This is a genomic window from Couchioplanes caeruleus (assembly GCF_003751945.1).
GTDB lineage: Bacteria > Actinomycetota > Actinomycetes > Mycobacteriales > Micromonosporaceae > Actinoplanes > Actinoplanes caeruleus.
This window is the reverse complement of the sequence record NZ_RJKL01000001.1, coordinates 2219952-2246773: the sequence shown is the minus strand read 5'-3', so window position 1 is coordinate 2246773 and position 26822 is coordinate 2219952. Positions and strand designations below refer to the sequence as shown.

Genomic DNA, 26822 nt, shown 5'->3' with positions numbered 1-26822 from the left:
CGGACGTCGATGGCGGTTCTTGGCCGGACCGCTGGGGCCTCGACGTCCGCCAATCCTGGAAGGGAAGGCTGAGCCCGATGACACCTCCGCACAACTATCTTGCGGTCATCAAGGTCGTCGGCATCGGTGGCGGTGGCGTGAACGCCGTGAACCGCATGATCGAAGTAGGGCTCAAGGGAGTCGAGTTCATCGCGATCAACACCGATGCCCAGGCGCTGCTGATGTCCGATGCCGACGTCAAGCTCGACGTCGGCCGCGAGCTGACCCGCGGGCTCGGCGCCGGTGCGCAGCCCGAGGTCGGCAAGAACGCCGCCGAGGATCACCGCGACGAGATCGAGGAGGTCCTCAAGGGGGCCGACATGGTCTTCGTGACCTGCGGCGAGGGCGGCGGCACGGGTACGGGCGGGGCGCCCGTGGTCGCGAACATCGCCCGCAAGCTCGGCGCGCTGACCATCGGCGTGGTGACCCGGCCGTTCTCGTTCGAGGGTAAGCGCCGCCAGGTGCAGGCCGAGTCGGGCATCGACGAGCTGCGCAACCAGTGCGACACGCTGATCGTCATTCCGAACGACCGGCTGCTCGCGCTCGGCGACCGCGGCATCAGCATGATGGACGCGTTCCGCCAGGCCGACCAGGTGCTGCTCTCCGGCGTGCAGGGCATCACCGACCTGATCACCACGCCGGGTCTGATCAACCTGGACTTCGCCGACGTCAAGAGCGTCATGAGCGGCGCGGGCAGCGCGCTCATGGGCATCGGCAGCGCCCGCGGCGACAACCGCGCGGTCGAGGCCGCCGAGAAGGCCATCTCCAGCCCGCTGCTGGAGCAGAGCATGGACGGCGCGCGCGGCGTGCTGCTCTCCATCGCCGGCGGCTCGGACCTCGGCCTCTTCGAGATCAACGACGCGGCGCAGCTCGTCACCGACGCGGCCCACCCGGATGCCAACATCATCTTCGGTGCCGTCATCGACGACGCGCTAGGCGACGAAGTGCGGGTCACGGTGATCGCCGCCGGCTTCGACGGAGGGACACCGTCGTACAAGCCGTCGGAGCCGGCCCGCAAGGTGGTGCAGCAGCCGACGGCGCCGCCCGCGGTGACGCCCAGCGTGCCCGCGCCGGTCAGCCCGGCTGCGGTGACGCCGCCGGCTGCGGCCGCGACCACCCCGCCGCCCCGCCGGGTGCTCTTCGACGACGTCGACGTGCCGGACTTCCTGAAGAACGGTTCCTGACGGCTTGCCGGAACAGGCACGCAGGGAAGAACTGGCCGCCTCGCTCGCCGAGGTGCGCGAGCGGATCGCGCGTGCCTGCACGGCGGCCGGGCGCGACCCGGGCAGCGTGGCTCTGGTCGCCGTGACCAAGACGTACCCGGCGGCCGACGTCGTGCTCCTGGCCGGGCTCGGCGTCACCGACGTCGGGGAGAACAAGGACCAGGAAGCCGCGGCGAAGGCGGCCGCGGTCGCCGAGGCGGGCGCCTCGGTTCGGTGGCATTTCGTCGGGCAGTTGCAGCGCAACAAGGCCGCCTCGGTGGTGCGCTACGCCGACGTCGTCGAGTCGGTCGGCTCGCTGCGGCTGGCGTCCGCTCTGGACGCCGCCGCCGGCAAGCATCGGGACCGGCCGCTCGACGTGCTGATCCAGGTGAGCCTCGACGGCGACCCGGCGCGTGGAGGAGCGGTCGACCCGGCCGCCGGCCGCTCGCCGGCCGGTGCCGCGGCGGCGGGCGGCAGTTCGCCGGCCGGCGGCGGCGCGGCTGCTTCGCCCGGGGCTTCCCTCGATCCGGAGCGGGATCTGTGGCGGATCGCCGACCTCGTCGCGTCCGCCGGGATGCTGCGGTTGCGCGGCCTGATGGCGGTCGCACCGTTGGGGTGGGAACCGGCGCGGGCGTTCGCGGCGCTGGCGGCGACCGCCGACCGGCTCCGAGCCGATCATCCGGATGCGACGGTGCTATCGGCGGGCATGAGCGGCGACCTCGAGGAGGCCGTCCGGCACGGAGCGACACACGTGCGGATCGGCACATCTTTGCTCGGGATGCGAAACACGCTGCGGTAGCCTTGCGGCGGGCAGCAAACTACATACGTGTTGTTTACGCGCGACGTGCTCAGGGCGGCGCGCCCGACGACGCAGCGTCGTTAGCGGGCGCCGGGGTCCGAAGGTTTGAAGATCACGGAATCCGTGCAAGGGGGGAAGCGGCACGCCCGGGGGCGCGGGCCGCACACGGATGGAGGTGGGGGCATGGACGAGCGGTTCGGCGCCGAGCAGGGTCTGGTGATGGCATGAGCGCGCTGCGCAAGGCCGGTGTGTGGCTGGGCCTGGTCGAGGAGGACGACCAGTACGACGACCGCGGTTACCGCGACGGCGGATACCGCGATCGGGAGCGCGACCGTGACCGCGACCGGGACCGGGCCCGGGAGCGCGACTCCGGTTACCGCTACGCCGACGAGTACGCCGACGACGAGGACGACGTCGACGACGCTCCCTCGCTGCCGCGGGCCCGCGCGTCCGAGCGGAGCAGCGGCCGGCTGGAGCGGGCCGCCGCGGCACTCGACCGCGAGGAGCACGACCGGGCCGAGCGGGGCAGTGTGCGCTCGATCACCCGTCCGTCCGCATCGGTGAGCGAGCCCTCGGGTGCGCTGAGCTACTCCACCCGCGACAATCTGGCGCTCGCGCCGCAGACGCAGGTGCACCAGCGGCCGGCCGAGGACGAGCAGCGGTACCAGATCACCACGCTGCACCCGACGACGTACCGGGAAGCCCGCACGATCGGCGAGCACTTCCGCGACGGCGTGCCGGTGATCATCAATCTCACCGAGATGGATGAGGGAGACGCCCGCCGGCTGGTCGACTTCGCCGCCGGACTCGCGTTCGGCCTTCGCGGTACGATCGAGCGCGTGACCAACAGGGTTTTCCTGCTCTCACCGGCCAACGTCCAGGTCACCGCGGAGGACAAAGCCAAGATCGCTGAGGGCGGCTTCTTCACCCAGAGTTGACCCCTAACGAGGGACCCGTCTGACGTGCTGTCGATCGTGTTTCAGATCATCTATCTGTTGGTCTATGTGTTCTTCCTGACCCTGCTGGCCCGGTTCGTGCTGGGTGCGGTGCTGCAGTATGGGCGGAGATGGCAGCCTGGACGGGGTGCGTCGGCGGCATTGGAATCGGTGTGGAGCGTCACTGATCCACCCCTCAAGGCGTTGAGGCGTGTGATCCCACCGCTTCGAATTGGTACCGTGAGCTTGGACCTGGCATCCCTGGTCCTGCTGGTTATCCTGTTCGTGCTTTTGAGATTCGTGTTAGAGAAGCTGATCTGGAACTTTGCCTGACCGCGGGCGCCCTGATCGGCTGCTCCCCACGCGGCCGCAACTGACCCGAGGAGTTTCGATGCCGCTGACCCCGGCGGACGTGCACAACGTCGCCTTCAAGAAGCCCCCGATCGGCAAACGGGGGTACGACGAGGAGGAGGTCGACGCCTTCCTTGACGAGGTCGAGCGTGAACTCGCCCGTCTGATCGAGGAGAACAACGAGCTGCGCGCCCAGGTGGAGCGCGGTGGACGGGGTGGCGCACCGGCCGGCCCGAGCGCCGACCCCCGCCTCGCGGCCGAGCTCAACGACATGAAGGCGCAGCTCGACCGCGTCCAGCGTGACAAGACGGCAGCCGAGCAGGCGGCCCGGCAGATGCAGGCCGAGCTCGAGCAGGTCCGCGCCCAGGGCCCGGTCGGCGCAGGCCCGTCGTCGTCCGGCAGCGGTGACGGCGAGCAGCAGGCGCTGCGCGTCCTCATGATGGCCCAGCGTACCGCCGACGACCACGTGTCGGACGCGCGCCGCGAGGCCGACAAGCTTCTCTCCGACGCCCGCTCCAAGGCGGAGGAGGTCACCCGCGAGGCCCGCGCCAAGGCGGACGCCCTCGAGCGGGACGCCCGCCAGCGTCACCAGGAGGCCATGGGCGGCCTGGACGCCAAGCGGTCCGCGCTGCAGAAGCACATCGAGGAGCTCAAGCAGTTCGAGCGGGAGTACCGCACGCGGCTGAAGGCTTACCTCGAGAGCCAGCTCCGCGACCTCGACGGCCGCGGCCAGGGCCTGGAGGCGGAGATGACCCGCGCCGACGCCAACCGCACGGTCGGCGGCTCGGGCGGCCTCGCCGCGGCGGGCCTCGCCGGCTCGTACGGCGGCAGCCGCGCCACGTCGATCGAGACGGGCCGCTGACCCCCTGCGTCACCCCTGAACGACGTATCCACTGCGGCGGGGATGAGCCATGATCGTTGCGAGTCTGCTGCTCATCCTCGTCGCTGTGGTTCTGCTCGTCCTCGGCCTGGCCGGTGGCTCGAGCACCCTGCTGATCAGCTCCATCGTCGCCAGCCTGCTGGCCGCGGTGGCCCTGGTCATCGGCGCCCGGCAGGCCACGGCCGGCCGTCGCGCCGTCGGCGAACCCCTCCCCGCCGACCTGGAAGACCCACCATCCACCACCGCTGCCGCCGACCGTGGCGAGCCGGTTTCCACTGGTCGTGGTGAGCCCGTCTCCGCCGTCCGCGGCGCAGGACAGGCCGCTTCCCCGGACCACTCCGCCATGGCCGCGGCTTTCGCGGAGGCGGATCTGCCCGTGCGGCCGGTCACTTTCGCGGAGCCGGACACATCCGGTTCGGCGCCCACAGCCACTTCGGACGCCGAGGATGCGCAGGCGTCGCCGGGCCACTCCCGCGACGACCGCGATCCGGCCTGGGACGCCGCCGTCGCTTCCGACAGCGAGCCGGACCGCGCCGCCGCCCACGCCGCGGGTCAGCGTGACAGTGGGGCGGACCGTGCCGGGGGTGCAGGGGGTGCCGGGGGTGCCGCGGGTCAGCGTGACAGCGAGGCGGACCGTGCCGCCGCCCGTGCCGCGGGTCAGCGCGACACCGAGGCGGTCCTCGGAGACCGGTCCTGGACCGCCGCCGGCGGCGCCGGACCCGACGTGACCCAGCGCCTCGAGCGCGACGCCGAGGGGCCGGACGTCCTCGGCGCGGCCCGCGCCCCACACTCGGGCCCGGACGCGGACCGTACGGCCGGGGACTATGACCAGGCATCGTCGATGATCGGCGGAGCCCGCGCGGAGGACGACGACTCGTGGCGCCGTGCCTCCGACGCCGCTCCCACCGTCGCCGACTCCTCTTCGGAGTCGTCGTGGTCCGAGTCCGGCAGGGCGGGGGAGCCGGCCTGGTCCGAGTCCGGCAGGGCGGGGGAGCCGGCCTGGTCCGATTCCGGCAGGGCGGAGGAGTCGTCGTGGTCCGGTCGCGGGGAGCCTGTCGCGGCGGGTGAGTTCGGCGACCCCGATCCCGACGACCCGGACGACGAACCGCTTCCACAGAAGGTCCGGCCCGCCGACGCGGTCCGGGTGGCCCGGCTCGACGCCGAGGTGGTGGTCGTGGACGGACGGCCGCGCTACCACGTCGCCGACTGCCCGCACCTGAGCGGCCGGCAAACCGAGGGGCTGCCGGTCGCGGAGGCGGTCGAGCTGGGCTTCAGCCCCTGCGGCCAGTGCCGGCCGGTCGATCGCCTGGTCGCGGCCGCCGTACGCCACTAGCCGGTCCGCTCGCGGTCCGCTCGCAAGCCGGGAGCAAGCCGGGACCGGGCCGGGAGCAGCCGGGAACCTGCCGGGACCGGGCCGGGAGCAGCCGGGAACGTGCCGGGACCGGGCCGGGAGCAGCCCGGATCGGGCCGGGAACGGGCCGGGATCAAGTTGTGAGTGTGCCGGGAGCGGGCCGGGAGCCGGAATCACGGTGGGTTGTCGGCCGACCCCGCTTCGGTGGCGCCGCGAAGATCGGCACAATGGGGCATGGCCAAGCGGCGTGTGTCCTCCTCCGAATCCGGTGTTACGGCACCGGCGTCCGGGGGTCCGGCCGCGTCCGGGTCGGGGGACTGCTCCGTCGCGGTACGGGTCCGTCCCGGTGCCGGGCGCAACCGGGTCGGCGGCCGGTACGACGGGCGGCACGGTCCCGCGCTGATCGTCGCCGTCGCGGCCCCGGCGGTGGACGGCAAGGCCACCGAGGCGGTCCGGCGGGCGCTGGCCGAGGCCCTGGGCGTGCGTCCCGGCGCCGTGACCCTCAAGGTCGGCGCCACCAGCCGGGACAAGGTGTTCACGGTCGCCGGTGACGTCGGGCCGCGGCTCGGGGAACTGCGCGACGGGACCGCATGAGCGGCGGGCTGGACCTCGCCCTGCTCGTCGGGGCCGCCGTCCTGCTCGTCGCGGTCGCCGCGGTCCGGCTGTCGACCCGGATGGGGGTGCCCAGCCTCCTCGTCTATCTGCTCATCGGGATGGCTCTCGGCGAGGCGGGGATCGGGATCCGGTTCGACGACGCCGAGCTCACCCGTACGCTCGGCTTCTGCGCCCTGATCATGATCATCGCCGAGGGCGGGTTGACCGCGCGCTGGAGCACCCTGCGCCCGGTGCTGGGCCTGTCCGCGGTCCTGGCCACCCTCGGGGTGGCCGTCAGCATCGCGGTCGTCGGCGCCGTCGTGCACTGGGTGCTCGGGCTCGACTGGCAGCTCGCCCTGCTCTACGGCGCCGTGCTGTCGTCGACCGACGCCGCGGCGGTCTTCGCCACCCTGCGGCGGCTGCGCCTGCCGCCGCGGCTGGTCGCGACGCTCGAGGCCGAGTCCGGCATGAACGACGCTCCCGTGGTGCTGCTGGTGGTGCTGCTCTCCACCGCCGGGTTCGCCCGGCCGTGGTGGCACGAGCTGCTGGTCGTGGCCTTCGAGCTCGCCGCCGGCGCCGCCATCGGGGTCACCGTCGGCCTGGTCGGGCGCTGGCTGTTGCGGCACGCCGCCCTGCCGTCGGCCGGGCTCTATCCGATCGCGGCCGTGGGCCTGACCGTGCTGGCGTACGCGGCCGGCGCCGTCGCCCACGCCTCCGGCTTCCTGGCCGTCTACGCGGCCGGCGTGGTCCTGGGCAACGCGCGGCTGCCCCATCGACGGTCCATCCTCGGGTTCGCGGACGGGCTCGCCTGGATCGCGCAGATAGGGCTCTTCGTCCTGCTCGGACTGTTGGTCTCGCCCCACGAGCTGCCCGCCGCGCTCGTGCCGGCGCTCGTCGTCGGAGGCGTGTTGGTGCTGCTCGCGCGGCCCCTGTCGGTCGGCGTCTCGGCCGTCGTGACCCGCAGCGTCGGGCGGCTCGGCTGGCGCGGCCAGGCCTTCCTCTCCTGGGCCGGGTTGCGCGGCGCGGTCCCGATCGTGCTGGCGACCATCCCGCTCTCCAGCGCCACCCCGGGCGCGGATGGGCTCTTCAACGCCGTGTTCCTGCTCGTGATCATCTTCACTCTGGTGCAGGCCGGGACGCTCGCCCCGGCCGCGCGCCGGCTGGGCGTCACGGCGCCGGCCGAGGCGGTCGAGATCCACGTCGAGACGGCGCCGCTGGAGCGGATGCGCGCCGACCTGTTGCAGATCGACGTGGCGCCCGGGTCCCGGCTCGCGGGGGTGCACATCGACGAGCTCAGGCTGCCGGTGGGCGCCAGCGTCACGCTGGTCGTCCGCGATGGCGCCGGCTTCGTGCCGGGACCGGACACCCGGTTGCGTACGGGGGACAGCATGCTGATCGTCACGACGGCGGAGGTCCGGGACACCGCCGAGCGCCGGCTGCGCGCGGTCAGCCGCCGGGGGCGGCTGGCCCGCTGGTTCGGCGAGGACGGCGCCGAGCGGCCGGGAGGCCGGTGACGCCGGCGTCGGGAATCCGACCGTGGGGGTGGGCGATTCCTCAGCATTTGACGCTCGGCCGGATCGGTGCGCCATGTTGTCGCCGCTCTTCACGTTCCGTATCCTTGCGAGCCTCCGGGGGTGCGCGGCAGAAACGGCCGCGCCTTTCGTGCACGTGGGGGCCGTGCACCGGGTCGCGCGGGGGCGTGACCCGTCGCGCGGGGGTGTGACCCGACGACACGCAGGGGCGGTGGGCGACCGCATCCTGCATTCACCGACACCGCCGATTTCGCCGCGCGCCTCGCGCGGCCCAGGGGAGCGACGATGGCCAAGGCAACCGAGAAGGCTGCGTCCGAGCGGACCCGCAGCGCGGCGGAGACCGAGAAGATCCGCGCCGCGCTGGTCGAGCGCCGCGACGAGCTGCAGGCCGAATACGACCAGTCGCTCACCGAGATCACCGAGCTGCAGCGGGAACGGCTCGCCGACTCCGCCGGGGATGACCAGGCGGACACCGGCACGAAGACGTTCGAGCGGGAGCAGGAGATCACCCTCGCCAACAACCTGCTGGAGCGCATCACCCAGGTGGAGCGTGCCCTCGAGCGCCTCGGCGAGGGCAACTACGGTTGGTGCGAGCGGTGCGGCAACGCCATCCCGGTCGAGCGGCTGGCGGCGTTCCCGGTCGCGACCCGGTGCGTGGCCTGCAAGCAGTTGGAGGAGCGACGCTGAACGCCGACAAGTCAGCCGGTTCCGGCCCGGAGCCGGCCGGCGCCGAGCCGGCGCCGGCGCCTGCGCCGGCCGGGATGCGGCGCAAGGCCGTGGTCGTCCTCGGCCTCACCGCGCTGTTCGGCCTCCTGCTCGACCAGCTCACCAAGGAGCTCTCCACCAACGGGCTCACCGAGGGCCACCCGGTGCGGATCCTCGGCGGCCTGGTCCATCTCTCCCTGCTGCGCAACAGCGGCGCCGCCTTCAGCCTGGGTAGCGGATACACCTGGGTGTTCCCGCTGGTCACGCTCGTCGTGGTCGGCTGGATCGGCGCGATGACGCTACGGCTACGCTCCGTGCCGTGGGCGGTGGCGCTCGGCCTCGTGCTGGGCGGCGCGCTGGGCAATCTCGGCGACCGGCTGTTCCGGGCCCCCGGGGTGTTCCAGGGGCACGTCGTCGACATGATCAGCCTGTTCGGGCCGTACGGTGAGTATTTCGCGGTGTTCAACATCGCCGATAGCTGCCTGAGCGTCGGGGTCGTGCTCGCCGTCCTGCTGGAGCTGACCGGCCGCCAGCGTGACGGCACCCGGCTGACCAAGCGTGCGACCGCCAGCGACGAACCGGGAGAGAAGACCACAGCATGACCGCGCGTTCCCTGCCCGTACCCGACGGCCTGGACGGCATGCGCCTGGACCAGGCCGTGTCCCGGCTGTTCGGGCTGTCCCGCACCGCCGCCGCCACGCTGGTCGAGGCCGGCGACGCCCTGGTCGACGGCGTGCCGCGACCCAAGTCCGACAAGGTCAGCGCGGGCGCGTGGCTCGAGGTCACCCTGCCCGCGCCGGTCACCGCACCCGTGCTCGTGGCCGAGCCGGTGCACGGGATGGGAATCGTCTACAGCGACGAGGACATCGTCGTGGTCGACAAGCCGGTCGGCGTGGCGGCGCACCCGAGCCCGGGCTGGACCGGCCCGACCGTGATCGGCGGCCTGGCCGCGATGGGGCAGAACGTCGCCACCAGCGGCGCCGCCGAGCGTCAGGGCGTGGTGCACCGCCTCGACGTCGGCACCACCGGGCTCATGGTCGTGGCGAAGAGCGAGACCGCGTACAGCGTGCTCAAGCGCGCGTTCAAGGAGCGCGAGGTCGACAAGCGCTACCACGCCGTCGTGCAGGGCCACCTCGACCCGCTGCGCGGCACGGTCGACGCGCCGATCGACCGGCACCCCACCGCCGACTACAAGTACGCGGTCATGTCCGGCGGCAAGCCGAGCGTCACCCATTACGACACGCTGGAGGCGTTCCGCTCCGCGAGCCTGGTCGACGTGAAGCTGGAGACCGGGCGCACCCACCAGATCCGGGTGCACTTCTCGGCCCTGCGGCACCCGTGCGTGGGCGACCTCACGTACGGCGCCGACCCGACCCTCGCCGCGCGCCTTCAGTTGGGCCGCCAGTGGCTGCACGCCCGCGAACTCGGCTTCGTCCATCCCCGTACGCACGATGAGGTTCGCTTCGTCAGCGACTACCCTGACGATCTGGGGTACGCGTTGGACGTGCTCCGCGACGCGAGCTGACGACCCTCCGCCAGGAGGAGGACACGCCCATGAGGCCCGGGGACCGGATGATGCCGGCGGCGGCGCGCAGCCTGCCTCCCGCCGTCGCCGGGCCGCTGCGGCTGTGGGTGCTGACCGGGCTCACCCTGTCGGCCGTCGCCCTGCTGGTCGCGGTCGTGACGATGACCGACCGCGGCCCCGACCGCGTGCCGGGTCCCGAGGGCGACGTCGTGCGGGTCGGCGTGGTCGAGGGCCAGTCCGTGTCGGGCTACCTGCGCTCCAGCGACCACGAGCTTGCCGCCCTGCTCCCGGCCTCGGGCGCGCCGGCGGCCGGGGAGACCTGGGCACTGGTGAGCCTGGTCTCCTACTACGGTGCCGACAAGCTGCCCGGCCTGCTGGAGGGCGCGGCGGTGGCCCAGGTGTACGCCCGGGTGCCACTGCCGAACGTCCGGACCCAGGTGGTGAAGATCCCGGTCTACCGGATGCCGCAGGACGTCGTCGCCGGGATGCTCAACGCCGCCCTGGCCCGCGACCAGGAGCAGGCCGACTACCGCAAGCTCGGCGGCGAGCTGGCCGGTGACGGCGTGGACGAGCTCCGGCTGCGGCGGGCGTACGACAGCGCCGCACAGACCGCCGCGGAGGAGGCTGCCGCCTTCCGTGCGCAGTGCGCCTGCGTCTTCGCCGCGGTCGTCCGGGCCGATCCGGCCGTGCTGGCGCGGATCGGCACCCGTGCCGAGGTCAGGGTGGTGGATCCGGCGCCGGAGGTGCGCCAGCTCGATCGCACCGAGTTCCGCCCGGTGCTGCCGGAGCAGACGACGACCGTGCACGAGGGCAAAGAGCCGCCTGTGCCGTCGCAGGCCGTGACTGTTGCCCCCGCCGCGTCCGCGCCACTACCCTCATCGACCGGAGCGGGTGTGACATCGGCCTCACCCGCCGACCCCGTCCGGGAGACCGGACCCGCTGCCACGGCACCGGAGGAGAGCGCAGCCGTGCCCCCTGCCCCGCCCGCGAACCCGGGTCCCGGCGTGCCGTCCTCGGCCTCGGGAGCATCCCGGAGCGCGTCCGGGCGTTAATTTTTCCGTCTGCGTCGGCCGGGACGCCCCTGCCAGCCGTATGAACCGGTGGACGTACCTGTCCGGCAGCTCGTGCATTTGGGGCTGTCAGGTGTGGCCCGAAGGGGGTCGGCGTCCGTAGCCTGTTGCAGGGCGGGAACGCTCGCCGAGGACACCGAGATCGAGTAGGCGCTGGGAGGACGAGCCGTGGACGGGACCGAGACCGGCTGGGGCCGGCCTGCGGAACCAGCCCCGCGTTGGCGGGGGCTGCTCGACCGCGCCCGGCATGCCTCCCGGACGGGCGACGACGCCGAGGAGGCCGAGGCCGAGGGGCGCCGCCCGGTGAGCGGACCGCCGCTGCCGAGCCGCCCCGGCCGTCCGTACAACCCTCTGGACCCGCGCATGCGCGACCAGGCCGGGCGCGAGCCGAACGGTTACAGCCCGGCGGAGCCGCCGCGCCGGCCGCCGATCAACCCGCTCGACCGGCGTCCCGGCCGGGCCGGCCTGGGCGAGCGTCTCGGCGCTACCGAGCCGCTGTCGCCGCCGGTCGATCCGCGCCTGGCCGAGCCCCGCCCGGCCCATTCCCTGGAGGGGCGCCGCCAGTCGCGCATCAGCGAGGGGTTCCACGCCCGGTCCGACGCCGAGCCGCACAGCTTCTTCAACCCGGCCACCCGCGCGGTGCCGCCGTCGATCGGCCGGGTCGCGCCGGAGCCCGGCATGCCGCACGGCCGCGGAGCGATCCCGGCCGGCTCGCCGTCGATGCTGCGCCCGCCGGCCGTTCCGCCGCAGGCCGCCGCCCCGCCGCTGACCGCACCGCCGCAGCGTCACCCGGCGCCGCACGCGCCCGCCGTGCCGCCGCAGAACCAGCCGCCGCACGGTCCCGGAGCGCTGCTCGGGGCGCCGTTGTCGCCGGCGCCCGGTGCGCTGCCGAGCGGGGCGCCGGCGCCCGTCTCGCCGCCGGCCGCGCGCATCGAGTGGCGCCAGACCCGGCCGGAGCCCGAGGACCGCGCCGCCGGGGTGCTGCGCCGCATCCTCGGCAAGCCGCGGGTGCTGGCCTTCGCCAACCCCAAGGGCGGCGTACACAAGACCACGGCGACCGTGCTGGCCGCGGCGACCATCGGCAGCGTCCGCGGCCGCGGCGTGCTGGCCTGGGACGACAACGAGCTGCGCGGCACGCTCGGCCTGCGCGCCGGCAGCGCCCGGCACGCGCGCACGATCCGGCACCTGGTCGGCGATCTGATCGAGATCGAGAACATGCACGGCAACGACCTGATGCAGTTCTTCGACGGATACCTGCGGCACGCCTCCGACGGGTCCTACGACGTACTCGCCGGCGAGGAGAATCCCCGCTTCGCCCAGCGGCTCGACCAGAGCACCGTGCGCCGGGTGATGGACCTCCTGCGGCGTACCCACGATGTGATCTGTGTGGACACCGGCAACAACGTCGAGAGCGTCAACTGGCAGACGGTGATGCGCAGCGCCGACCAGCTCGTCGTGACCACGGTGCCGCGCGAGGATGCCGCGTTCACCGCCGACTGGATGCTGGACGTGCTCAACGAGACCGGCATGGAGGACCTCGTCGCCAACGCGGTGACGCTGATCTCCTGCCCGTCGCCCGGCAAGCTGCCGCTCCTCGACGATCTCGCCAAGCATTTCGCCACCCGGACCCGTGCGGTGGCCGTCGTGCCCTACGACCCGGCGCTCGAGGTGGGCTCCTCGATCGAGTACACCGTGCTGCAGCCCGAGACGAAGCAGGCCTGGCTACGCGCCGCCGCGGTGATGATCGAGCCATTCGCCGAATAGCCGGGTGTCACCGGTGCCGTCCGCCGCGGCCGAAGGACTAGGCTCTCAGGGCTGGATCCGCCGCGGGAGTAAGGGGGCCCTGGGTGTCTGACTCGTTCGTGCACCTTCACGTGCACACCGAGTATTCGATGCTCGACGGCGCCGCCAGGCTGAAGGACCTGTTCACCGAGGCGAATCGCCTCGGCATGCCCGCCGTGGCGATCACCGATCACGGCAACATGCACGGGGCGTACGACTTCTACCAGCAGGCGACCGCGGCCGGCATCACCCCGGTGATCGGCATCGAGGCGTACGTGGCACCCGAGTCGCGACTGCACAAGGCCCGGGTCAAGTGGGGCCGCCCCGAGCAGAAGTCCGACGACATCTCCGGTAACGGCGCGATCACTCACAAGACGATGTGGGCGCGCGACGCGCGGGGCCTGAAGAACCTCTTCCGCCTCAGCAGCCGGGCGTCCATGGAGGGCCACTACGTCAAGTGGCCCCGGATGGACATGGACATCATCGCCGAGCACGCCGAGGGCATCATGGCGACGACGGGCTGCCCGTCCGGCGCGGTGCAGACCCGGCTGCGCCTGGGACAGGACGAGGAGGCCTACCGGGTCGCCGCGCAGTACCAGGAGATCTTCGGCAAGGAGAACTACTTCCTCGAGATCATGGACCACGGCCTCGAGATCGAGAACCGGGTCCGCGACGGGCTGCTCGACATCAGCCGCCGGCTCGGTATCCCGCCGCTGGTCACCAACGACTCGCACTACACGCACGAGTCCCAGGCCGAGGCGCACGACGTGCTGCTGTGCGTGCAGACCGGCAGCAACATCGCCGACCCCAACCGGTTCCGCTTCGACGGCGGCGGCTACTTCATCAAGTCCGCCGACCAGATGCGCGCGGTCGACTCCTCCGACGCCTGGCTGGAGGGTTGCCGCAACACGCTGCTCGTGGCCGAGAAGGTCGACACCGAGGGGATGTTCTCGTTCAAGAACCTGATGCCCCGCTTCCCGGTGCCGGAGGGCCACACCGAGGAGTCCTGGTTCCGGCACGAGGCGTTCGAGGGCCTCAAGCGGCGGTTTCCCGGCGGCATCCCCGAGACGCACATCAAGCAGGCGGAGTACGAGCTCGGGATCATCGTCCAGATGGGCTTCCCGTCGTACTTCCTCGTGGTCGCCGACTTCATCCAGTGGTCCAAGCGCAACGGCATCGCGGTGGGCCCGGGCCGCGGCTCGGCGGCCGGCTCGCTGGTCGCGTACGCGATGGGCATCACCGACCTGGACCCGCTGCCGCACGGCCTGATCTTCGAGCGGTTCCTCAACCCCGAGCGCGTCTCCATGCCCGACGTCGACATCGACTTCGACGAGCGCCGGCGCGGCGAGGTCATCCGCTATGTCACCGACAAGTGGGGCGAGGACAAGGTTGCGCAGATCGCGACCTTCGGCACGATCAAGGCGAAGGCCGCGATCAAGGACTCCGCCCGGGTGCTCGGCTATCCGTTCGCGGTCGGCGACCGCATCACCAAGGCCCTGCCGCCGGACGTGATGGGCAAGGGCATCCCGCTCTCCGGCATCTTCGACAAGGAGCACAAGCGGTACAGCGAGGCCGGTGAGGTCCGGACCCTGTACGAGCAGGATCCCGACGTCAAGAAGGTGATCGACACCGCGCGCGGCATCGAGGGCCTGATCCGGCAGACCGGCGTGCACGCGGCCGGCGTGATCATGAGCGCCGAGCCGATCATCGACCACATCCCGCTCATGCGCCGGGCCACCGACGGCGTGATCATCACGCAGTTCGACTATCCGACCTGCGAGACGCTCGGGCTGCTGAAGATGGACTTCCTCGGCCTGCGCAACCTGACGATCATCGACGACGCGGTGAAGAACATCCAGCTCAACCACGGCATGGAACTGGACCTGCTGGGTCTGCCGCTGGACGACAAGGCCGCGTACGAGCTCCTCGCCCGCGGTGACACGCTGGGCGTCTTCCAGCTCGACGGTGGGCCGATGCGGTCGCTGCTGCGGCTGATGAAGCCGGACAACTTCGAGGACATCTCCGCGGTTCTGGCGCTGTACCGACCCGGTCCGATGGGCGTCGAGTCGCATACCAACTACGCGCTGCGCAAGAACAAGCTGCAGGAGATCACCCCGATCCATCCGGAGCTGGAGGAGCCGCTCAAGGAGATCCTGGAGCCGACGTACGGTCTGATCGTCTATCAGGAGCAGGTGCAGCGCGCCGCGCAGATCCTGGCCGGTTACAGCCTCGGGCAGGCCGACCTGCTCCGCCGGGCGATGGGCAAGAAGAAGAAGGAGATCCTCGACAAGGAGTTCATCCCCTTCCGCGACGGCTGCCGGGAGCACGGTTACAGCGACGAGGCCATCCAGGCGGTGTGGGACGTCCTCGTGCCGTTCGCCGGCTATGCGTTCAACAAGGCGCACTCGGCCGCGTACGGCCTGGTGTCGTACTGGACGGCGTACCTCAAGGCGCACTACCCGGCGGAGTACATGGCCGGGCTGCTCACCAGCGTCGGCGACGACAAGGACAAGATGGCGATGTATCTGGCCGAGTGCCGGCGCATGGGCATCCAGGTCCTGCCGCCCGACGTCAACGAGTCCGCCGGCCCGTTCACCCCGGTCGGCCGGGACATCCGCTTCGGTCTCGCCGCGATCCGCAACGTCGGGCACAACGTGGTGGAGGCGGTCGCCCGCTGCCGCGAGGAGAAGGGCAAGTATCAGGATTTCTACGACTTCCTGTCCAAGGTGGACGCCGTCGCCTGCAACAAGAAGACGATCGAATCCCTGATCAAGGCCGGCGCCTTCGACTCCATGGGGCACAGCCGCAAGGGCCTGCTCGCCGTGCACGCCGAGGCGATCGACGCGTACGCCGACGTCAAGCGCAACGAGGCCGCCGGGCAGTTCGACCTGTTCGGCGCGTTCGGCGACGACGCGGGCGGCAGCTCCGCGACGGTGGCGATGCCGTCCATCAGCGACGGCGAGTGGGACAAGCGCGACAAGCTCGCCTTCGAGCGGGAGATGCTCGGCCTCTACGTGTCCGACCATCCGCTGGCCGGCCTCGAACAGGTGCTGGCCAATGCGGCCGACACCACGATCGCGGCGCTCAACGAGGAGGGCTCGGTCCCCGACGGGCAGGTCGTCACCCTCGCCGGCATCCTCACCGGCGTGCAGCGGCGCATCACCAAGCAGGGCCGCGCCTGGGCGTCGGCCACGCTGGAAGACCTCGCCGGCGGGGTGGAGGCGCTGTTCTTCCCCAACACGTACGAGGTGATCGGCCAGTACATCGCCGAGGACGCCATCGTCGTCGTGAAGGGCCGGGTCGACCGCCGCGACGACACCCCGCGCATCATGGCGATGGACATGTCGATGCCCGACGTCACCCACAACCCGGACAGCAAGCCGATCACCCTGACCATGCCGATCACCCGGTGCACGCCGCCGCTGGTCTCCGAGCTCAAGGAGATCCTGGTCAGCCACCCGGGGGACAGCGAGGTGCACGTTCACCTGCTCAACGGCAGCCGCAAGACGGTCATGCGCCTGGGCGGGTTCAAGGTCGCGCCGACGCCCGCGCTGCGCGCCGACCTGAAGATGATCCTCGGCCCCTCGGCGGTCGCCTGATGGTCCCCGGCGCCTCTCCCGCGGCACCTGGCAGGATCGGGGGGTGAATCCCAGTCCGGAGCCGGGCCCGCAGCCCCACGAGCAGCAGGAGTCCGTCCTCCCGTACGGGCCGGAGCCGGAGCTCGCCGGCTGGGCGCCTCCGCCGCCGTCGCGTCGGCCGTGGCGCCGTACCGTCGGCGTCGCGGTCCTGATCACCTCGGTGATGACCGTGATCGGCGCGCCGCTCGGCCTGCTCTGGTCGTGGCTCGCGCCCGCGGTGCCGGTGGTCAACGCCGGGCAGAACGGGATCGTGGTCAGCGACCCGTCGCCGGAGGAGTACATCGCCGCCGACGGCTGGTTCACCATCATCGGCTTCTCGTTCGGCCTGCTCGCCGCGATCGTGGCCTGGCTGGTGCTGCGCCGCGACCGCGGGCCCGGGGTGCTGCTCGGGGTGACCTTCGGCGGGTTGGCCTCGGCCCTGGCCATGTGGGGGACCGGGCGGCTGGTCGGGCTCTCCGGGTGGCGCGACTGGCAGGAGACCTCGATCGCGGGCGACACCTACGGCCGCCCGCCGGACCTGCACACCCACGGCGCGCTGCTGGTCGCCGCGTTCGCGGCGGTGATCGTCACCACGCTGTTGGCCGGCTGGTCCAACGACCCCGACCTGGACCGGCCGGGCGCGAAACCGGGCTACGGCCACGACGCCGGGGCCGAGGAGGATCAGGCCGAGCCCGTGCCGTTCAGTTCGGGCTCACCGGACGCGCCAGATCCGACAGCGGCACCGGCACCGCCCGCACCCTGGCCAGCAGACCCGCCTCGCGGTTGAGCAGCCGCAGCTCGGTGCGCAGCCGGCTGGCGGTGTCGGGCGCGGCGAGCAGCTCCTGCCGCTCGTCGGTGGTGAGCTGGGCGGTGGCCGCGATCAGGTGGGAGAGCACGGTCGGGTCGTCCGGCACCTGGTCGAGCACCTCGGACTCGGGGCGCAGCAGATCCAGGTAGGTGCGGAAGGCGGCCAGCACCCGGGGGGCGAGCAGCCCGGCGGTCTCGTCGGCCGGCTCCTCGTCCTGCAGCCACTCGACCTCGGCGGTCAGATAGGGGTGCGGGTCGGCCGCGATGCTCAGCACCCGGAAGCGCCGCCGCCCGACGGTGACGACGTCGAAGCGCCCGTCCGGCAGCTCGGTCACCTGGCGCAGCTCGGCGGTGCAGCCGATGTCGTAGAGCTGGCCGGCGGCGACCGGCGGCTCACCGGCCGGCGGCTCGCCGTCGCCGTCGCCGGACAGCACCTCCGATCCGTGCCGCAAGGTCACCACGCCGAATTCGTGCGGTTCGTCGCCCGTCGTGGCGACCAGGTCGCGCACGAGCGTGCGGTATCGCTCCTCGAAGATGTGCAGGGGCAGCACCAGGCCGGGAAAGAGCACCGTGCCCAGCGGAAAGACCGGGAGTATCGCGCCCACGATGCGAGCGTATCGGCATGGTCGCGGTCCGCGAAGGTCCCGCGGCGGTGATCTTTGCCCGGTGGTCGACAAAAGCCGCATAGTGGCCGGTCCCACTGCCTGGTACGGCCGCGGAGTCCCGCCGGTCCCGCCGCCTAGACTTGGCCGCGTGCTGAACCGGATCGACCTGCGCGGCGCCCGCCGTGACCCGCGCGGTCTGCTGCCCCGTGCCCAGCTCGACGTCTCCCAGGCGGTCGAGAAGATCAGGCCCGTCGTGGAGGCGGTCCGGCACCATGGCTTCGGCGCGATCCGGGAGGCCACCGAGAAGTTCGACGGCGTACGGCTGGAGCGCCTGCGCGTGCCCCGGGAACGGATCGCGGCGGCCCTCGACGCGCTCGACCCGGACGTGCGCGCGGCGCTGCTGGTGTCGATCGAACGCGCCCGCCGGGTGCACGCCGACCAGCGTCGCACCGACGTCACCACCCAGGTCGTCCCCGGCGGCACCGTGACCGAGCGGTGGGTGCCGGTGTCGCGCGTCGGCCTCTACGTCCCCGGCGGTCTCGCCGTCTATCCGTCCACCGTGGTCATGAACGTGGTGCCCGCCCAGGAGGCCGGCGTCGGCTCGCTGGTCGTGGCCAGCCCGCCCCAGCCGGAGAACGACGGGCTGCCCGACGCGCGCGTGCTCGCCGCCTGCGCGCTCCTCGGCGTCGACGAGGTGTATGCGGCCGGCGGCGCCCAGGCGATCGCCATGCTCGGCTACGGCTCGTCCGGCGCCGACGAGACGGACGGCTGCGCGCCGGTCGACGTCATCACCGGCCCGGGCAACATCTGGGTCACCGCGGCCAAGCGGCTGCTGCAGGGCACGGTCGGCATCGACGCCGAGGCCGGCCCGACCGAGATCGCCATCCTGGCCGACGACACCGCCTCGCCGGTGCACGTCGCCGCCGACCTGATCAGCCAGGCCGAGCACGACCCGCTGGCCGCCAGCGTGCTCGTCACCGACTCCCCGGCGCTCGCCGACGCGGTCGACGCGCAGCTCGCGGTGCAGGTGCCGGCCACCAAGCACGAGGCCCGGGTCCGCGAGGCGCTCGGCGGCACCCAGTCCGGCGTGGTCCTCGTCGACGATCTGGCGCACGGCCTCGCGGTCGTGGACGCCTACGCGGCCGAGCACCTCGAGATCCAGACCCGGGACGCGCGCGAGTGGGCGATGCGGGTCCGCAACGCCGGCGCGATCTTCGTGGGGGCGTACTCGCCGGTCTCGCTCGGCGACTACGCGGCGGGATCCAACCACGTGCTGCCCACCGCGGGCTGCGCGCGGCACTCTTCCGGCCTCTCCGTGCAGTCGTTCCTGCGTGGCATCCACGTCGTCGAGTACGACGAGGCCGCGCTGCGCGACGTCGCACCGCACGTGGTGGCGCTCGCCAACGCCGAGGATCTGCCGGCGCACGGACAGGCCGTGACGGCGAGGTTCGCCTCATGACCACCCTCGACGACCTGCCGTTGCGCGACGACCTGCGCGGCAGGTCCCCGTACGGCGCGCCCCAGCTCGACGTGGCGGTGCGGCTGAACACCAACGAGAACTCGTACCCGGTGCCGGACGCCGTCGTGGACGCCATCGGCAAGGCGGTGCAGGCGGAGCTGCGCGACCTCAACCGCTACCCCGACCGGGACGCCGTCGCCCTGCGCACCGACCTCGCCGCCTATCTCGGGCACGGGCTGACGCCCGCGCACGTGTGGGCGGCCAACGGCTCCAACGAGGTGCAGCAGCAGCTCCTGCAGGCGTTCGCCGGGCCGGGCCGCACGGCGCTCGGCTTCGGCCCGTCGTATTCGATGCACCCGCTGCTCGCCGCAGGCACCGGCACCCGCTGGATCGGCGCCCACCGCGACCCGGACTTCGGCCTCACCCCGGCATCGGCGCTGGCCCAGCTCGAGGAGCACGACCCCGACCTGGTCTTCCTGTGTTCGCCCAACAACCCGACCGGCACCGCCCTCGACCCCGGCGTGGTCACGGCGGTGCTCGGCGCGGCGCGCGGCATGGTGATCGTGGACGAGGCGTACGCGGAGTTCGCCCGCCCGGGCACACCGAGCGCCCTCGCGCTGCTGAGCGGGCATCCGCGACTGGTCGTGACCCGCACGATGAGCAAGGCGTTCGGCTTCGCCGGCGGCCGGCTGGGCTACCTCGCCGCGGACCCGGCCGTGGTCGACGCGGTGCAGTTGGTCCGTCTGCCGTACCATCTCTCGGCGCTGACCCAGGCCGCCGCCCGCGCGGCCCTCGCCGAGCGGGACGCGCTGCTCGCCACCGTCGACGCGATCAAGGAGCAGCGCGACCGGATCGTCGGCACGCTGCGCGCCCGCGGCACCGAGGTGGCCGACAGCGACGCCAACTTCGTGCTGTTCCGCACCGGCGCCGACCAGAGGGCGGCCTGGCAGGCGTTCCTGGATCGCGGCGTGCTGATCCGCGATGTGGGGCTGCCGGGCTGGCTGCGGGTCACCGCCGGCGATCCCGCCGAGACGTCCGCTTTCCTGACCGCCGCCGAGGAGATTCTGCCGTGAGCCGCACCGCGCGCATCGAGCGCGTCACCCACGAGACCAAGGTCCTCGTCGCGATCGACCTGGACGGCACCGGCGAGGCCGAGCTCTCCACCGGCGTCGGGTTCTACGACCACATGCTGCACCAGCTCGCCAAGCACGGCGGTTTCGACCTGACCGTGCGCACCGAGGGCGACCTGGAGATCGACGCCCACCACACCATGGAGGACACCGCCCTCGCGCTCGGCGAGGCCTTCGCACGGGCGCTGGGTGACAAGGCCGGGATCCGGCGGTACGGCTCCGCCACGATCCCCATGGACGAGGTGCTGGTCCGGGCCGCGGTCGACCTGTCCGGGCGGCCGTACGTGGTGCACGACGAGCCGGAGCTGGCGCCCTACATCGGCCCGGTCTATCCGACCAGCATGACCCGGCACATCTTCGAGTCGTTCGGCCACGCGGCGAAGGTGACTCTGCACGTGAGCGTGCTGCGCGCCGCCCGCGACGGCGGCCGGCCCGACGCCCACCACGTCGTCGAGGCGCAGTTCAAGGCCTTCTCGCGGGCGCTGCGCGAGGCCGTCGAGATCGATCCGCGCAACGCCGGTGCGTTGCCGTCCACGAAGGGTGTGCTGTGAGCAGCTTCGTCCCGGTCCTGCTGCTCATGGTCGCCGGCATCCTGGTCGGCGGGGTCATCTCGCTGGTGAAGCAGGGCGCCACCAAGTTCTCCATCGGCCTCGTCGCCGCGCTGGCCGTGCTCGCCCTCGTCGGCGGCGTGCTCTGGATGTTCCCCGGGAAGTCCACGTGACGCGGGTCGTCGTCCTGGACTACGGGTCGGGCAACCTGCGCTCGGCGGAGCGTGCCGTCGCGCGGACCGGCGTGGATGTCACCGTGACCAGCGACCTGGACGCCGCCGCCGCGGCGGACGGCCTGGTCGTGCCCGGTGTCGGCGCGTACGCGGCCTGCATGGCCGGCATCGAGAAGCTCGGCGCCGGCCCGGTCATCGCCGACCGGGTCGCTGCCGGCCGGCCGGTGCTGGGCATCTGCGTCGGCATGCAGATCCTCTTCGAGTCCGGTGTGGAGCACGGCGTCGAGACCCGGGGCCTGGGACTGCTGCCCGGTGCGGTGACCCGGCTGGCCGCGCGCCGCATCCCGCACATGGGCTGGAACACGGTGTCGGTTCCCGCCGGGTCGGTCCTGCTGGCCGGGCTGGCGCCGGACGCCCGGTTCTACTTCGTCCATTCGTACGCCGCCGCGGATCTGGCGGCCCTGGAGGCCGCCGGCGCCACCGTGACGACGGCCGCGCACGACGAGCCCTTCGCGGCGGTGGTGGAACACGGGCCGTTGTCGGCCGCCCAGTTCCATCCCGAGAAGTCCGCCGACACCGGGTTCGCGCTGCTGCGCGCCTGGGTCGCCGGGCTGCCCGGCACATGAGCAAGGAACGGGCTCGCAAGCGGGCCGAGCGTCTCGCCGTCCTCGAGAAGGAGAAGGCCGCCCGGGCCCGCCGGGTCGCCCGGCGGGATCGCCGCCGCGCCCTCGCCCGCCGGCTCAGGCCACAGCGGCGCGGCACCGGCCGGCTCTACCGGCGCGGCCGGGCGGAACGCGCCGGCATCGTCGTCGTCCCCCTCGCCGCGTCCGCCATGATCTGGTTCCTGGTGCCGGACATCTCCCTGCGGATCGTCCTCATCGCACTCATCATCCTCATCCTGCCCGCCCTGGTCGTCGTGATCCTGGGCCGCCGCTAATCCCGCTGATCGGAGTTCCGCCGTGACCCTCACCCTGCTGCCCGCCGTCGACGTCGCCGACGGCCAGGCCGTGCGCCTGGTCCAGGGCGCCGCCGGCTCCGAGACCGCCTACGGCGATCCGCTGGACGCGGCGCTGGCCTGGCAGCACGACGGCGCGGAGTGGGTGCACCTGGTCGACCTCGACGCCGCGTTCGGCCGCGGCTCCAACGCCGCCCTGCTCGCCGAGGTGGTCGGCCGTCTCGACGCGCACGTGGAGCTCTCCGGCGGCATCCGCGACGACGAGTCGCTGCGCGCGGCGCTGGCCACCGGCGCCGCGCGGGTCAACATCGGCACCGCGGCCCTGGAGGACCCCGACTGGTGCGACCGGATCTGCGGCGAGTACGGCGACCGCGTCGCGATCGGCCTGGACGTGCGCGGCCGTACGCTCTCGGCCCGCGGCTGGACCCGCGACGGCGGCGACCTCTACGAGGTGCTCGAACGCCTCGACAAGGCCGGCGCGGCGCGCTACGTCGTCACCGACATCACCAAGGACGGAACCATGAAGGGGCCCAACCTGGAGCTGCTGCGCGAGGTGTGCTCCCGTACGCCGGCCCCGGTGATCGCCAGCGGCGGCGTGTCCACCCTGGACGACCTGCGGGCCCTGGCCACCCTCGAACCGGTCGGCGTCGAGGGCGTGATCGCCGGCAAGGCGCTCTACGCCGGCGCCTTCACGGTGGCCGAGGCGCTCGAGACGCTGCGGTCGGCATGATCGAGCGTTTCGCCTCCGGTGGCCCCTGGGAGGAACGGTACGGCTACTCCCGCGTGGTCCGCGCCGGAGACCTCCTCGTCACCGCCGGCTGCACGGCCACGGTGAACGGCTCGGTGAGCGCGCTGGGGGACCCGAGTGAGCAGGCGCGGATCGCCTTCCGCATCGGCCTGGACGCGCTCGCCGGCGCCGGCGCGGCCCCGGCCGACGTCATCCGCACCCGCATGTACGTCACCGACCGGTCGTACGCCGGCGCGGTCACCGCCGTGCACGGCGAGATCTTCCGGGACGTGCGCCCGGTGACGGCGCTGATCGTGGTCGCCGGACTGCTGCACGAGGACCACCTGGTCGAGGTCGAGCTCGATGCGTACGTGGGCGGAAAGGAACGGGCATGACGGTGGCGGTACGGGTGATCCCGTGTCTGGACGTCGACGCCGGCCGCGTGGTCAAGGGCGTCAACTTCCTCGACCTGCGCGACGCGGGCGACCCCGTCGAGCTGGCGGCGGCCTACGACGCCGCGGGAGCCGACGAGCTGACCTTCCTCGACGTGACCGCGTCCGCCGACGGGCGGGGGACGATGCTCGACGTGGTCCGGCGCACGGCCGAGTCGGTCTTCATCCCGCTGACCGTGGGCGGCGGGGTCCGCTCGGTCGACGACGTCGACACCTTGCTGCGGGCGGGCGCGGACAAGGTCGGCGTCAACACCGCGGCGATCCACCGCCCGGAGTTGATCTCCGAGATCGCCGGTCGCTTCGGCAACCAGGTCCTCGTGCTCTCCCTGGACGTCCGGCGCGCTGCCGTCTCCGGACCGGGCCCGGTCGACTCGTCGGCCTCTTCGGGCTCGGGCTGGGAGGTCACCACACACGGCGGGCGGCGCAGCGCCGGCCTGGACGCGGTGGAATGGGCCCGGCGGGTGGCCGAGCTCGGCGCCGGCGAGATCCTGCTCAACTCGATGGACGCCGACGGCACCAAGGCGGGCTTCGACCTCGAACTCATCGCGGCGGTCCGCGCGGTGGCCGACATCCCGGTGATCGCGAGCGGGGGCGCGGGGGCGGTGGCCCACTTCCCACCCGCCGTGGCGGCGGGCGCGGACGCGGTGCTCGCGGCGAGCGTGTTCCACTTCGGAGAGCTGACGATCGGCGAGGTGAAAGACAGCCTCCGGTCGGCGGGACACCCGGTCCGCTGACCGCCCGTGACCGGTGCGGGCGCGGTGGGGGAGGTCAGCGGCCGTCGGCGAGGCGGAGCGAGTATTCGCGGACCGCGGCATGGTAGGTGCCCTCGTCGAGGCTCCACTCCGCGTCGCCCGGTGTCACCGCTCGGTTGAGCTGGGTCTGCAGGGTCACGACCGCCGACGAGAGGCCGCTGAAGGGGCGGGTGCGCCAGAGCTGCTCACCGGCCGGAGCCACCGCCACCAGGTCGTCGTCGATGGTCAGGAGTCCCGCGCCGGCCAGGCGGCGGACCGACTCCTCCAGATCTTCGCGGCTGGGCACGCTGTGGTGCAGGAAGTCGGCAGCGGCCAGCAGATCAGCCAGGGACGCGCCGGTCAGCGGAAGCGCGGCGTGCATCGCCCGGTCGCGCTCCAGCCGCTCGGCGATGACCGCTGATACGAAGATCCATGCGTCGTTCCAATGCCAGCCGCCAGCCCCCATGCCGCAATGATGCCGTCTGGCCGTCGAAGCGGAAAGCGCAGGTGTGGCAGATGTGCACCGGGCCATGCCCGGCGCCCGGACAATTCGCCCTCCCGGGGTCGCGGGTCCACCCAGGAGACGGCCCGCGACGGGGGATCAGACCCGGTCCGGGCGGCATGTCAGGGCAGGGCCGGGGCGAGGCGGGCCGGCGGGGTTCGCGGCGCGACCGTGAAGATCGGCAGGAACGCCTGGACCAGTGGGCCGATCACCAGCGCGTACGCGACCGTGCCGATCCCGGCCGTGCCGCCGAGCAGGAAGCCGGTCGCCAGCACCGTCAGCTCGATGGCGGTCCGGACCAGGCGCAGGGACAGCCGCGGGAAACGATGGGCGATTCCGGTCATCAGGCCGTCGCGGGGCCCCGGGCCGAAGCGGGCACCGATGTACATGCCGGTCGCCACGCCGTTCAGGAGGATGCCGGCGATCAGATATGTGACACGGATCGTCATCGATGCGCCGGGGGAGAGGAGGGCCAGGGCGGCGTCGACCACGACGCCGATCACGACCAGGTTGGCGATGGTGCCGAAGCCCGGCTTCTGCCGCAGCGGGATCCACAGCAGCAGGATCGGGACGCCCGCCAGGATCACCACCCAGCCGATGCTGAGGCCGGTGACTTCCGACACACCCTGGTGGAAGACGTCCCAGGAGGTCAGTCCGAGGCCGGACTCGACCATGAACGCCATGCTCACGCCGTACAGGATCAGGCCGGCGAAGAGCTGGCCGACGCGGCGCGGCAGGCGGCGCCCGGCGGTGGCCGAGTTGCTTGGGATCGTCATGAGTGCCACTCTGAAGGCCAATTGCGGCGGCTGACAGAGCCAATTTTCCGGGGGTGGCTATGACGACGTCGGTGCGCGGAGGCCAATTGGCCCGCCTGCTCGGCCAGTGGCACTCGCTTCCCGGGCGCCACCGGAGCCCGGACTATGCCGCGCTGGCCGGAGCGGTCCGCGGCCTGCTCGCCGACGGGCGGCTGCCGCTGGGCGTACGGCTGCCCGCCGAGCGCGAGCTTGCCGAGGCCCTGGGCGTGAGCCGGACGACGGTGACGGCCGCGTACCGGAACCTGCGCGAGACCGGCCACCTCACCAGCCGGCGCGGCGCCGGGAGCTGGACCACGCTGCCGAACGGCCACCGGGTCGCCAGCTCCGGCCTCTGGACCCCGGACGACGACATCGACATGATCGACCTGGGCGTGGCGGCCTCCGCCGCACCGGTCGAGCTGGTGCCCGCCGCCCGCGCCGCCGCCGACGACCTGCCGCGCTTCCTCGGCAGCGCCGGCTATCACCCGAGCGGCCTGCGGGAGCTGCGGGAGGCCGTCGCCGCCGCCTACACCGCCCGGGGCGTGGCCACCAGCGCCGAGCAGATCCTCATCACCAGCGGCACCCAGCAGGCGCTGGACCTGGTGCTGCGGCTGTCCGTCCCCGCGGGGGCGTCGGTGCTGGTCGAGTCGCCGACGTACCCGAACGCGCTGGCCGCCCTCGCCGCCCGCCGCGCCCGGATCAGCACCCACGGCCTCGACGCGACGACCGGCTGGGACGGCGAGCTGCTGCTCGCGGCGCTGCGGCAGACGCGGCCGCGGCTGGCGTACGTGATCCCGGAATTCCAGAATCCGACCGGCCACCTGATGCCGGCCGCCCTGCGCGAGCGCCTCGTGGCCGCGGCCCACGCGACCGGGACCGAGCTGGTCGTCGACGAGTCCTTCGTGGATCTTCCCCTCGACGGCGCCGAGATGCCGCCGCCCGTGGCCGTCTACGACCGGCACTCCCGCGTCGTGTCGATCGGGGGCATGAGCAAGGCCTACTGGGGTGGCCTGCGGATCGGCTGGGTGCGCGCGTCGGCGCCGCTCGTGCAGCGGCTGGCGGCGCTGCGGGTCGGGGTCGACATGGCCAGCCCGGTGCTGGAACAGCTCGTCGCCGTGCATCTGCTCGCCCAGGCCGAGACGATCGTCGCGGCGCGCCGCAGGCAGCTCGCGTTCCGGCGGGACGCGCTGATCGCCGCGCTGCGCGAGCATCTGCCGGAGTGGCGGTGCTATGTGCCCGGTGGCGGCGTGACCCTGTGGGCGGAGCTCGACGGGCCGATCTCCAGCGCGCTGTCGCGCGCGGCCGAGGACGTGGGCGTCCGGCTCGCGCCGGGACCGCGGTTCGGCCTGGACGGCACGCTGGAACGCTTCGTGCGGCTCCCGTTCACCCTGGCGGCGGACGACCTGACGGAGGCGATCCGGCGCATCGCCTCCGTGCGCCACGACCTGGACCGGGCGGCCCGCCCGGCCTGGCGCACCCCCGCGGTCATCGCGTAGGACCCCGTCGATGCACGGGTGCGGCCGGCACCTATCTTGGGCGCCGAGTGGATCACCGCCG

General features: G+C 72.7%; 27 protein-coding genes and 1 pseudogene. 25 read left to right on the top strand and 3 right to left on the bottom strand.

The genetic code is table 11. The features are described from left to right. The first annotated feature begins 77 nt into the window (after window positions 1-77). From ftsZ to EDD30_RS09650, 15 genes and pseudogenes are all read left to right on the top strand, one after another. Window positions 78-1223 carry a cell division protein FtsZ gene (ftsZ, locus tag EDD30_RS09720; RefSeq protein ID WP_071806133.1) on the top strand — a complete coding sequence of 382 codons (1146 nt, stop codon included), beginning with the start codon at window positions 78-80 and terminating at the stop codon, window positions 1221-1223. A 4-nt stretch (window positions 1224-1227) separates the two neighbouring features. Beyond that, entirely contained in the window at window positions 1228-2040 is an 813-nt protein-coding gene (locus tag EDD30_RS09715; protein WP_071806134.1) for a YggS family pyridoxal phosphate enzyme, read from the top strand. A gap of 224 nt (window positions 2041-2264) precedes the next feature. Then, window positions 2265-2978, top strand: a complete 714-nt coding sequence (locus EDD30_RS09710) for a cell division protein SepF (protein WP_071806135.1) — start codon at window positions 2265-2267, stop codon at window positions 2976-2978. A gap of 24 nt (window positions 2979-3002) precedes the next feature. Then, on the top strand, window positions 3003-3308 hold the full coding sequence (locus EDD30_RS09705; protein WP_071806136.1) for a YggT family protein: 306 nt from the start codon (window positions 3003-3005) through the stop codon (window positions 3306-3308). Between the two features lie 58 nt (window positions 3309-3366). Continuing rightward, on the top strand, window positions 3367-4188 hold the full coding sequence (locus EDD30_RS09700; RefSeq protein WP_071806137.1) for a DivIVA domain-containing protein: 822 nt from the start codon (window positions 3367-3369) through the stop codon (window positions 4186-4188). A gap of 49 nt (window positions 4189-4237) precedes the next feature. Then, window positions 4238-4424, top strand: a pseudogene (locus EDD30_RS41965) (hypothetical protein); the annotation flags it as partial. 1367 nt (window positions 4425-5791) lie between these two features. Continuing rightward, on the top strand, window positions 5792-6151 hold the full coding sequence (locus tag EDD30_RS09690; RefSeq protein ID WP_071806139.1) for a DUF167 domain-containing protein: 360 nt from the start codon (window positions 5792-5794) through the stop codon (window positions 6149-6151). Beyond that, window positions 6148-7665 carry a potassium/proton antiporter gene (locus EDD30_RS09685; protein WP_071806140.1) on the top strand — a complete coding sequence of 506 codons (1518 nt, stop codon included), beginning with the start codon at window positions 6148-6150 and terminating at the stop codon, window positions 7663-7665. The genes EDD30_RS09690 and EDD30_RS09685 overlap by 4 nt, the downstream gene beginning before the upstream one ends. A gap of 303 nt (window positions 7666-7968) precedes the next feature. Further along, a complete protein-coding gene (locus EDD30_RS09680) occupies window positions 7969-8370 on the top strand; it encodes a TraR/DksA family transcriptional regulator (RefSeq protein ID WP_071806141.1) in 402 nt (133 codons plus the stop codon). Between the two features lie 74 nt (window positions 8371-8444). Next, complete coding sequence (gene lspA / locus EDD30_RS09675) at window positions 8445-8990, top strand: signal peptidase II (RefSeq protein ID WP_084556474.1); 546 nt, start codon at window positions 8445-8447, stop codon at window positions 8988-8990. Then, the gene (locus EDD30_RS09670; RefSeq protein WP_071806143.1) at window positions 8987-9913 is read left to right on the top strand and encodes an RluA family pseudouridine synthase; all 927 of its coding nucleotides are present in this window, start codon (window positions 8987-8989) and stop codon (window positions 9911-9913) included. Before lspA ends, EDD30_RS09670 begins: the two co-directional genes overlap by 4 nt. Window positions 9914-9942: 29 nt before the next feature. Further along, complete coding sequence (locus EDD30_RS38940) at window positions 9943-10965, top strand: hypothetical protein (RefSeq protein WP_170047321.1); 1023 nt, start codon at window positions 9943-9945, stop codon at window positions 10963-10965. 186 nt (window positions 10966-11151) lie between these two features. Further along, window positions 11152-12747 (top strand): MinD/ParA family ATP-binding protein, encoded by a 1596-nt coding sequence (locus EDD30_RS09660; protein WP_071806145.1) that lies wholly within the window; start codon window positions 11152-11154, stop codon window positions 12745-12747. An 83-nt stretch (window positions 12748-12830) separates the two neighbouring features. After that, window positions 12831-16364, top strand: a complete 3534-nt coding sequence (dnaE, locus tag EDD30_RS09655) for a DNA polymerase III subunit alpha (RefSeq protein WP_071806146.1) — start codon at window positions 12831-12833, stop codon at window positions 16362-16364. A 43-nt stretch (window positions 16365-16407) separates the two neighbouring features. After that, a complete protein-coding gene (locus EDD30_RS09650) occupies window positions 16408-17169 on the top strand; it encodes a DUF2567 domain-containing protein (protein ID WP_084556475.1) in 762 nt (253 codons plus the stop codon). Here the strand turns inward: EDD30_RS09650 and EDD30_RS09645 are convergent. Then, a complete protein-coding gene (locus EDD30_RS09645; protein WP_071806147.1) occupies window positions 17084-17794 on the bottom strand; it encodes an LON peptidase substrate-binding domain-containing protein in 711 nt (236 codons plus the stop codon). The genes EDD30_RS09650 and EDD30_RS09645 overlap by 86 nt on opposite strands. A gap of 148 nt (window positions 17795-17942) precedes the next feature. Here EDD30_RS09645 and hisD point away from each other — a divergent pair, with 148 nt between their 5' ends. From hisD to hisF, 9 genes are read left to right on the top strand one after another with little or no spacing between them, the layout of a single operon-like run. Continuing rightward, the gene (hisD, locus tag EDD30_RS09640; RefSeq protein WP_071806148.1) at window positions 17943-19253 is read left to right on the top strand and encodes a histidinol dehydrogenase; all 1311 of its coding nucleotides are present in this window, start codon (window positions 17943-17945) and stop codon (window positions 19251-19253) included. After that, window positions 19250-20326: a histidinol-phosphate transaminase gene (locus EDD30_RS09635; protein ID WP_071806149.1), complete on the top strand. Its 1077-nt coding sequence runs from the start codon at window positions 19250-19252 to the stop codon at window positions 20324-20326. The genes hisD and EDD30_RS09635 overlap by 4 nt, the downstream gene beginning before the upstream one ends. After that, window positions 20323-20934 carry an imidazoleglycerol-phosphate dehydratase HisB gene (hisB, locus tag EDD30_RS09630; protein WP_071806150.1) on the top strand — a complete coding sequence of 204 codons (612 nt, stop codon included), beginning with the start codon at window positions 20323-20325 and terminating at the stop codon, window positions 20932-20934. The genes EDD30_RS09635 and hisB overlap by 4 nt, the downstream gene beginning before the upstream one ends. After that, complete coding sequence (locus EDD30_RS38935; RefSeq protein WP_170047317.1) at window positions 20931-21104, top strand: hypothetical protein; 174 nt, start codon at window positions 20931-20933, stop codon at window positions 21102-21104. The genes hisB and EDD30_RS38935 overlap by 4 nt, the downstream gene beginning before the upstream one ends. Beyond that, window positions 21101-21730, top strand: a complete 630-nt coding sequence (hisH, locus tag EDD30_RS09625; RefSeq protein WP_071806151.1) for an imidazole glycerol phosphate synthase subunit HisH — start codon at window positions 21101-21103, stop codon at window positions 21728-21730. The genes EDD30_RS38935 and hisH overlap by 4 nt, the downstream gene beginning before the upstream one ends. After that, window positions 21727-22041, top strand: a complete 315-nt coding sequence (locus EDD30_RS09620) for a hypothetical protein (protein ID WP_071806152.1) — start codon at window positions 21727-21729, stop codon at window positions 22039-22041. Before hisH ends, EDD30_RS09620 begins: the two co-directional genes overlap by 4 nt. Before the next feature lie 22 nt (window positions 22042-22063). Then, window positions 22064-22789, top strand: a complete 726-nt coding sequence (gene priA, locus EDD30_RS09615) for a bifunctional 1-(5-phosphoribosyl)-5-((5-phosphoribosylamino)methylideneamino)imidazole-4-carboxamide isomerase/phosphoribosylanthranilate isomerase PriA (protein ID WP_071806153.1) — start codon at window positions 22064-22066, stop codon at window positions 22787-22789. After that, window positions 22786-23181: a Rid family hydrolase gene (locus EDD30_RS09610; RefSeq protein WP_071806154.1), complete on the top strand. Its 396-nt coding sequence runs from the start codon at window positions 22786-22788 to the stop codon at window positions 23179-23181. The genes priA and EDD30_RS09610 overlap by 4 nt, the downstream gene beginning before the upstream one ends. Further along, entirely contained in the window at window positions 23178-23972 is a 795-nt protein-coding gene (hisF, locus tag EDD30_RS09605) for an imidazole glycerol phosphate synthase subunit HisF (protein WP_071806155.1), read from the top strand. The genes EDD30_RS09610 and hisF overlap by 4 nt, the downstream gene beginning before the upstream one ends. A 34-nt stretch (window positions 23973-24006) precedes the next feature. Here hisF and EDD30_RS09600 read toward each other — a convergent pair whose 3' ends face one another. Together EDD30_RS09600 and yczE are read right to left on the bottom strand one after the other, a co-directional pair. Further along, a complete protein-coding gene (locus EDD30_RS09600) occupies window positions 24007-24435 on the bottom strand; it encodes a hypothetical protein (protein WP_071806156.1) in 429 nt (142 codons plus the stop codon). A 158-nt stretch (window positions 24436-24593) separates the two neighbouring features. Continuing rightward, complete coding sequence (gene yczE / locus EDD30_RS09595) at window positions 24594-25247, bottom strand: membrane protein YczE (protein WP_071806157.1); 654 nt, start codon at window positions 25245-25247, stop codon at window positions 24594-24596. Window positions 25248-25306: 59 nt separating this feature from the next. Between yczE and yczR the strand changes: the two genes are divergently transcribed. Further along, a complete protein-coding gene (yczR, locus tag EDD30_RS09590; protein ID WP_071806158.1) occupies window positions 25307-26761 on the top strand; it encodes a MocR-like transcription factor YczR in 1455 nt (484 codons plus the stop codon). Window positions 26762-26822: the final 61 nt, after the last annotated feature.

Excerpts from the sequence above, each read along its gene's own strand:
- lspA (WP_084556474.1), top strand. The coding sequence starts at position 8,445 with ATGCGGCGCAAGGCCGTGGTCGTCCTCGGCCTCACCGCGCTGTTCGGC.
- EDD30_RS09610 (WP_071806154.1), top strand. The coding sequence starts at position 22,786 with ATGATCGAGCGTTTCGCCTCCGGTGGCCCCTGGGAGGAACGGTACGGC.
- EDD30_RS09670 (WP_071806143.1), top strand. The coding sequence starts at position 8,987 with ATGACCGCGCGTTCCCTGCCCGTACCCGACGGCCTGGACGGCATGCGC.
- hisF (WP_071806155.1), top strand. The coding sequence starts at position 23,178 with ATGACGGTGGCGGTACGGGTGATCCCGTGTCTGGACGTCGACGCCGGC.
- yczR (WP_071806158.1), top strand. The coding sequence starts at position 25,307 with ATGACGACGTCGGTGCGCGGAGGCCAATTGGCCCGCCTGCTCGGCCAG.
- EDD30_RS09620 (WP_071806152.1), top strand. The coding sequence starts at position 21,727 with ATGAGCAAGGAACGGGCTCGCAAGCGGGCCGAGCGTCTCGCCGTCCTC.
- yczE (WP_071806157.1), bottom strand. The coding sequence starts at position 25,247 with ATGACGATCCCAAGCAACTCGGCCACCGCCGGGCGCCGCCTGCCGCGC.
- EDD30_RS09710 (WP_071806135.1), top strand. The coding sequence starts at position 2,265 with ATGAGCGCGCTGCGCAAGGCCGGTGTGTGGCTGGGCCTGGTCGAGGAG.
- EDD30_RS09700 (WP_071806137.1), top strand. The coding sequence starts at position 3,367 with ATGCCGCTGACCCCGGCGGACGTGCACAACGTCGCCTTCAAGAAGCCC.
- EDD30_RS38940 (WP_170047321.1), top strand. The coding sequence starts at position 9,943 with ATGAGGCCCGGGGACCGGATGATGCCGGCGGCGGCGCGCAGCCTGCCT.
- ftsZ (WP_071806133.1), top strand. The coding sequence starts at position 78 with ATGACACCTCCGCACAACTATCTTGCGGTCATCAAGGTCGTCGGCATC.
- EDD30_RS09685 (WP_071806140.1), top strand. The coding sequence starts at position 6,148 with ATGAGCGGCGGGCTGGACCTCGCCCTGCTCGTCGGGGCCGCCGTCCTG.
- EDD30_RS09600 (WP_071806156.1), bottom strand. The coding sequence starts at position 24,435 with ATGGGGGCTGGCGGCTGGCATTGGAACGACGCATGGATCTTCGTATCA.
- EDD30_RS09635 (WP_071806149.1), top strand. The coding sequence starts at position 19,250 with ATGACCACCCTCGACGACCTGCCGTTGCGCGACGACCTGCGCGGCAGG.
- EDD30_RS09680 (WP_071806141.1), top strand. The coding sequence starts at position 7,969 with ATGGCCAAGGCAACCGAGAAGGCTGCGTCCGAGCGGACCCGCAGCGCG.
- EDD30_RS09690 (WP_071806139.1), top strand. The coding sequence starts at position 5,792 with ATGGCCAAGCGGCGTGTGTCCTCCTCCGAATCCGGTGTTACGGCACCG.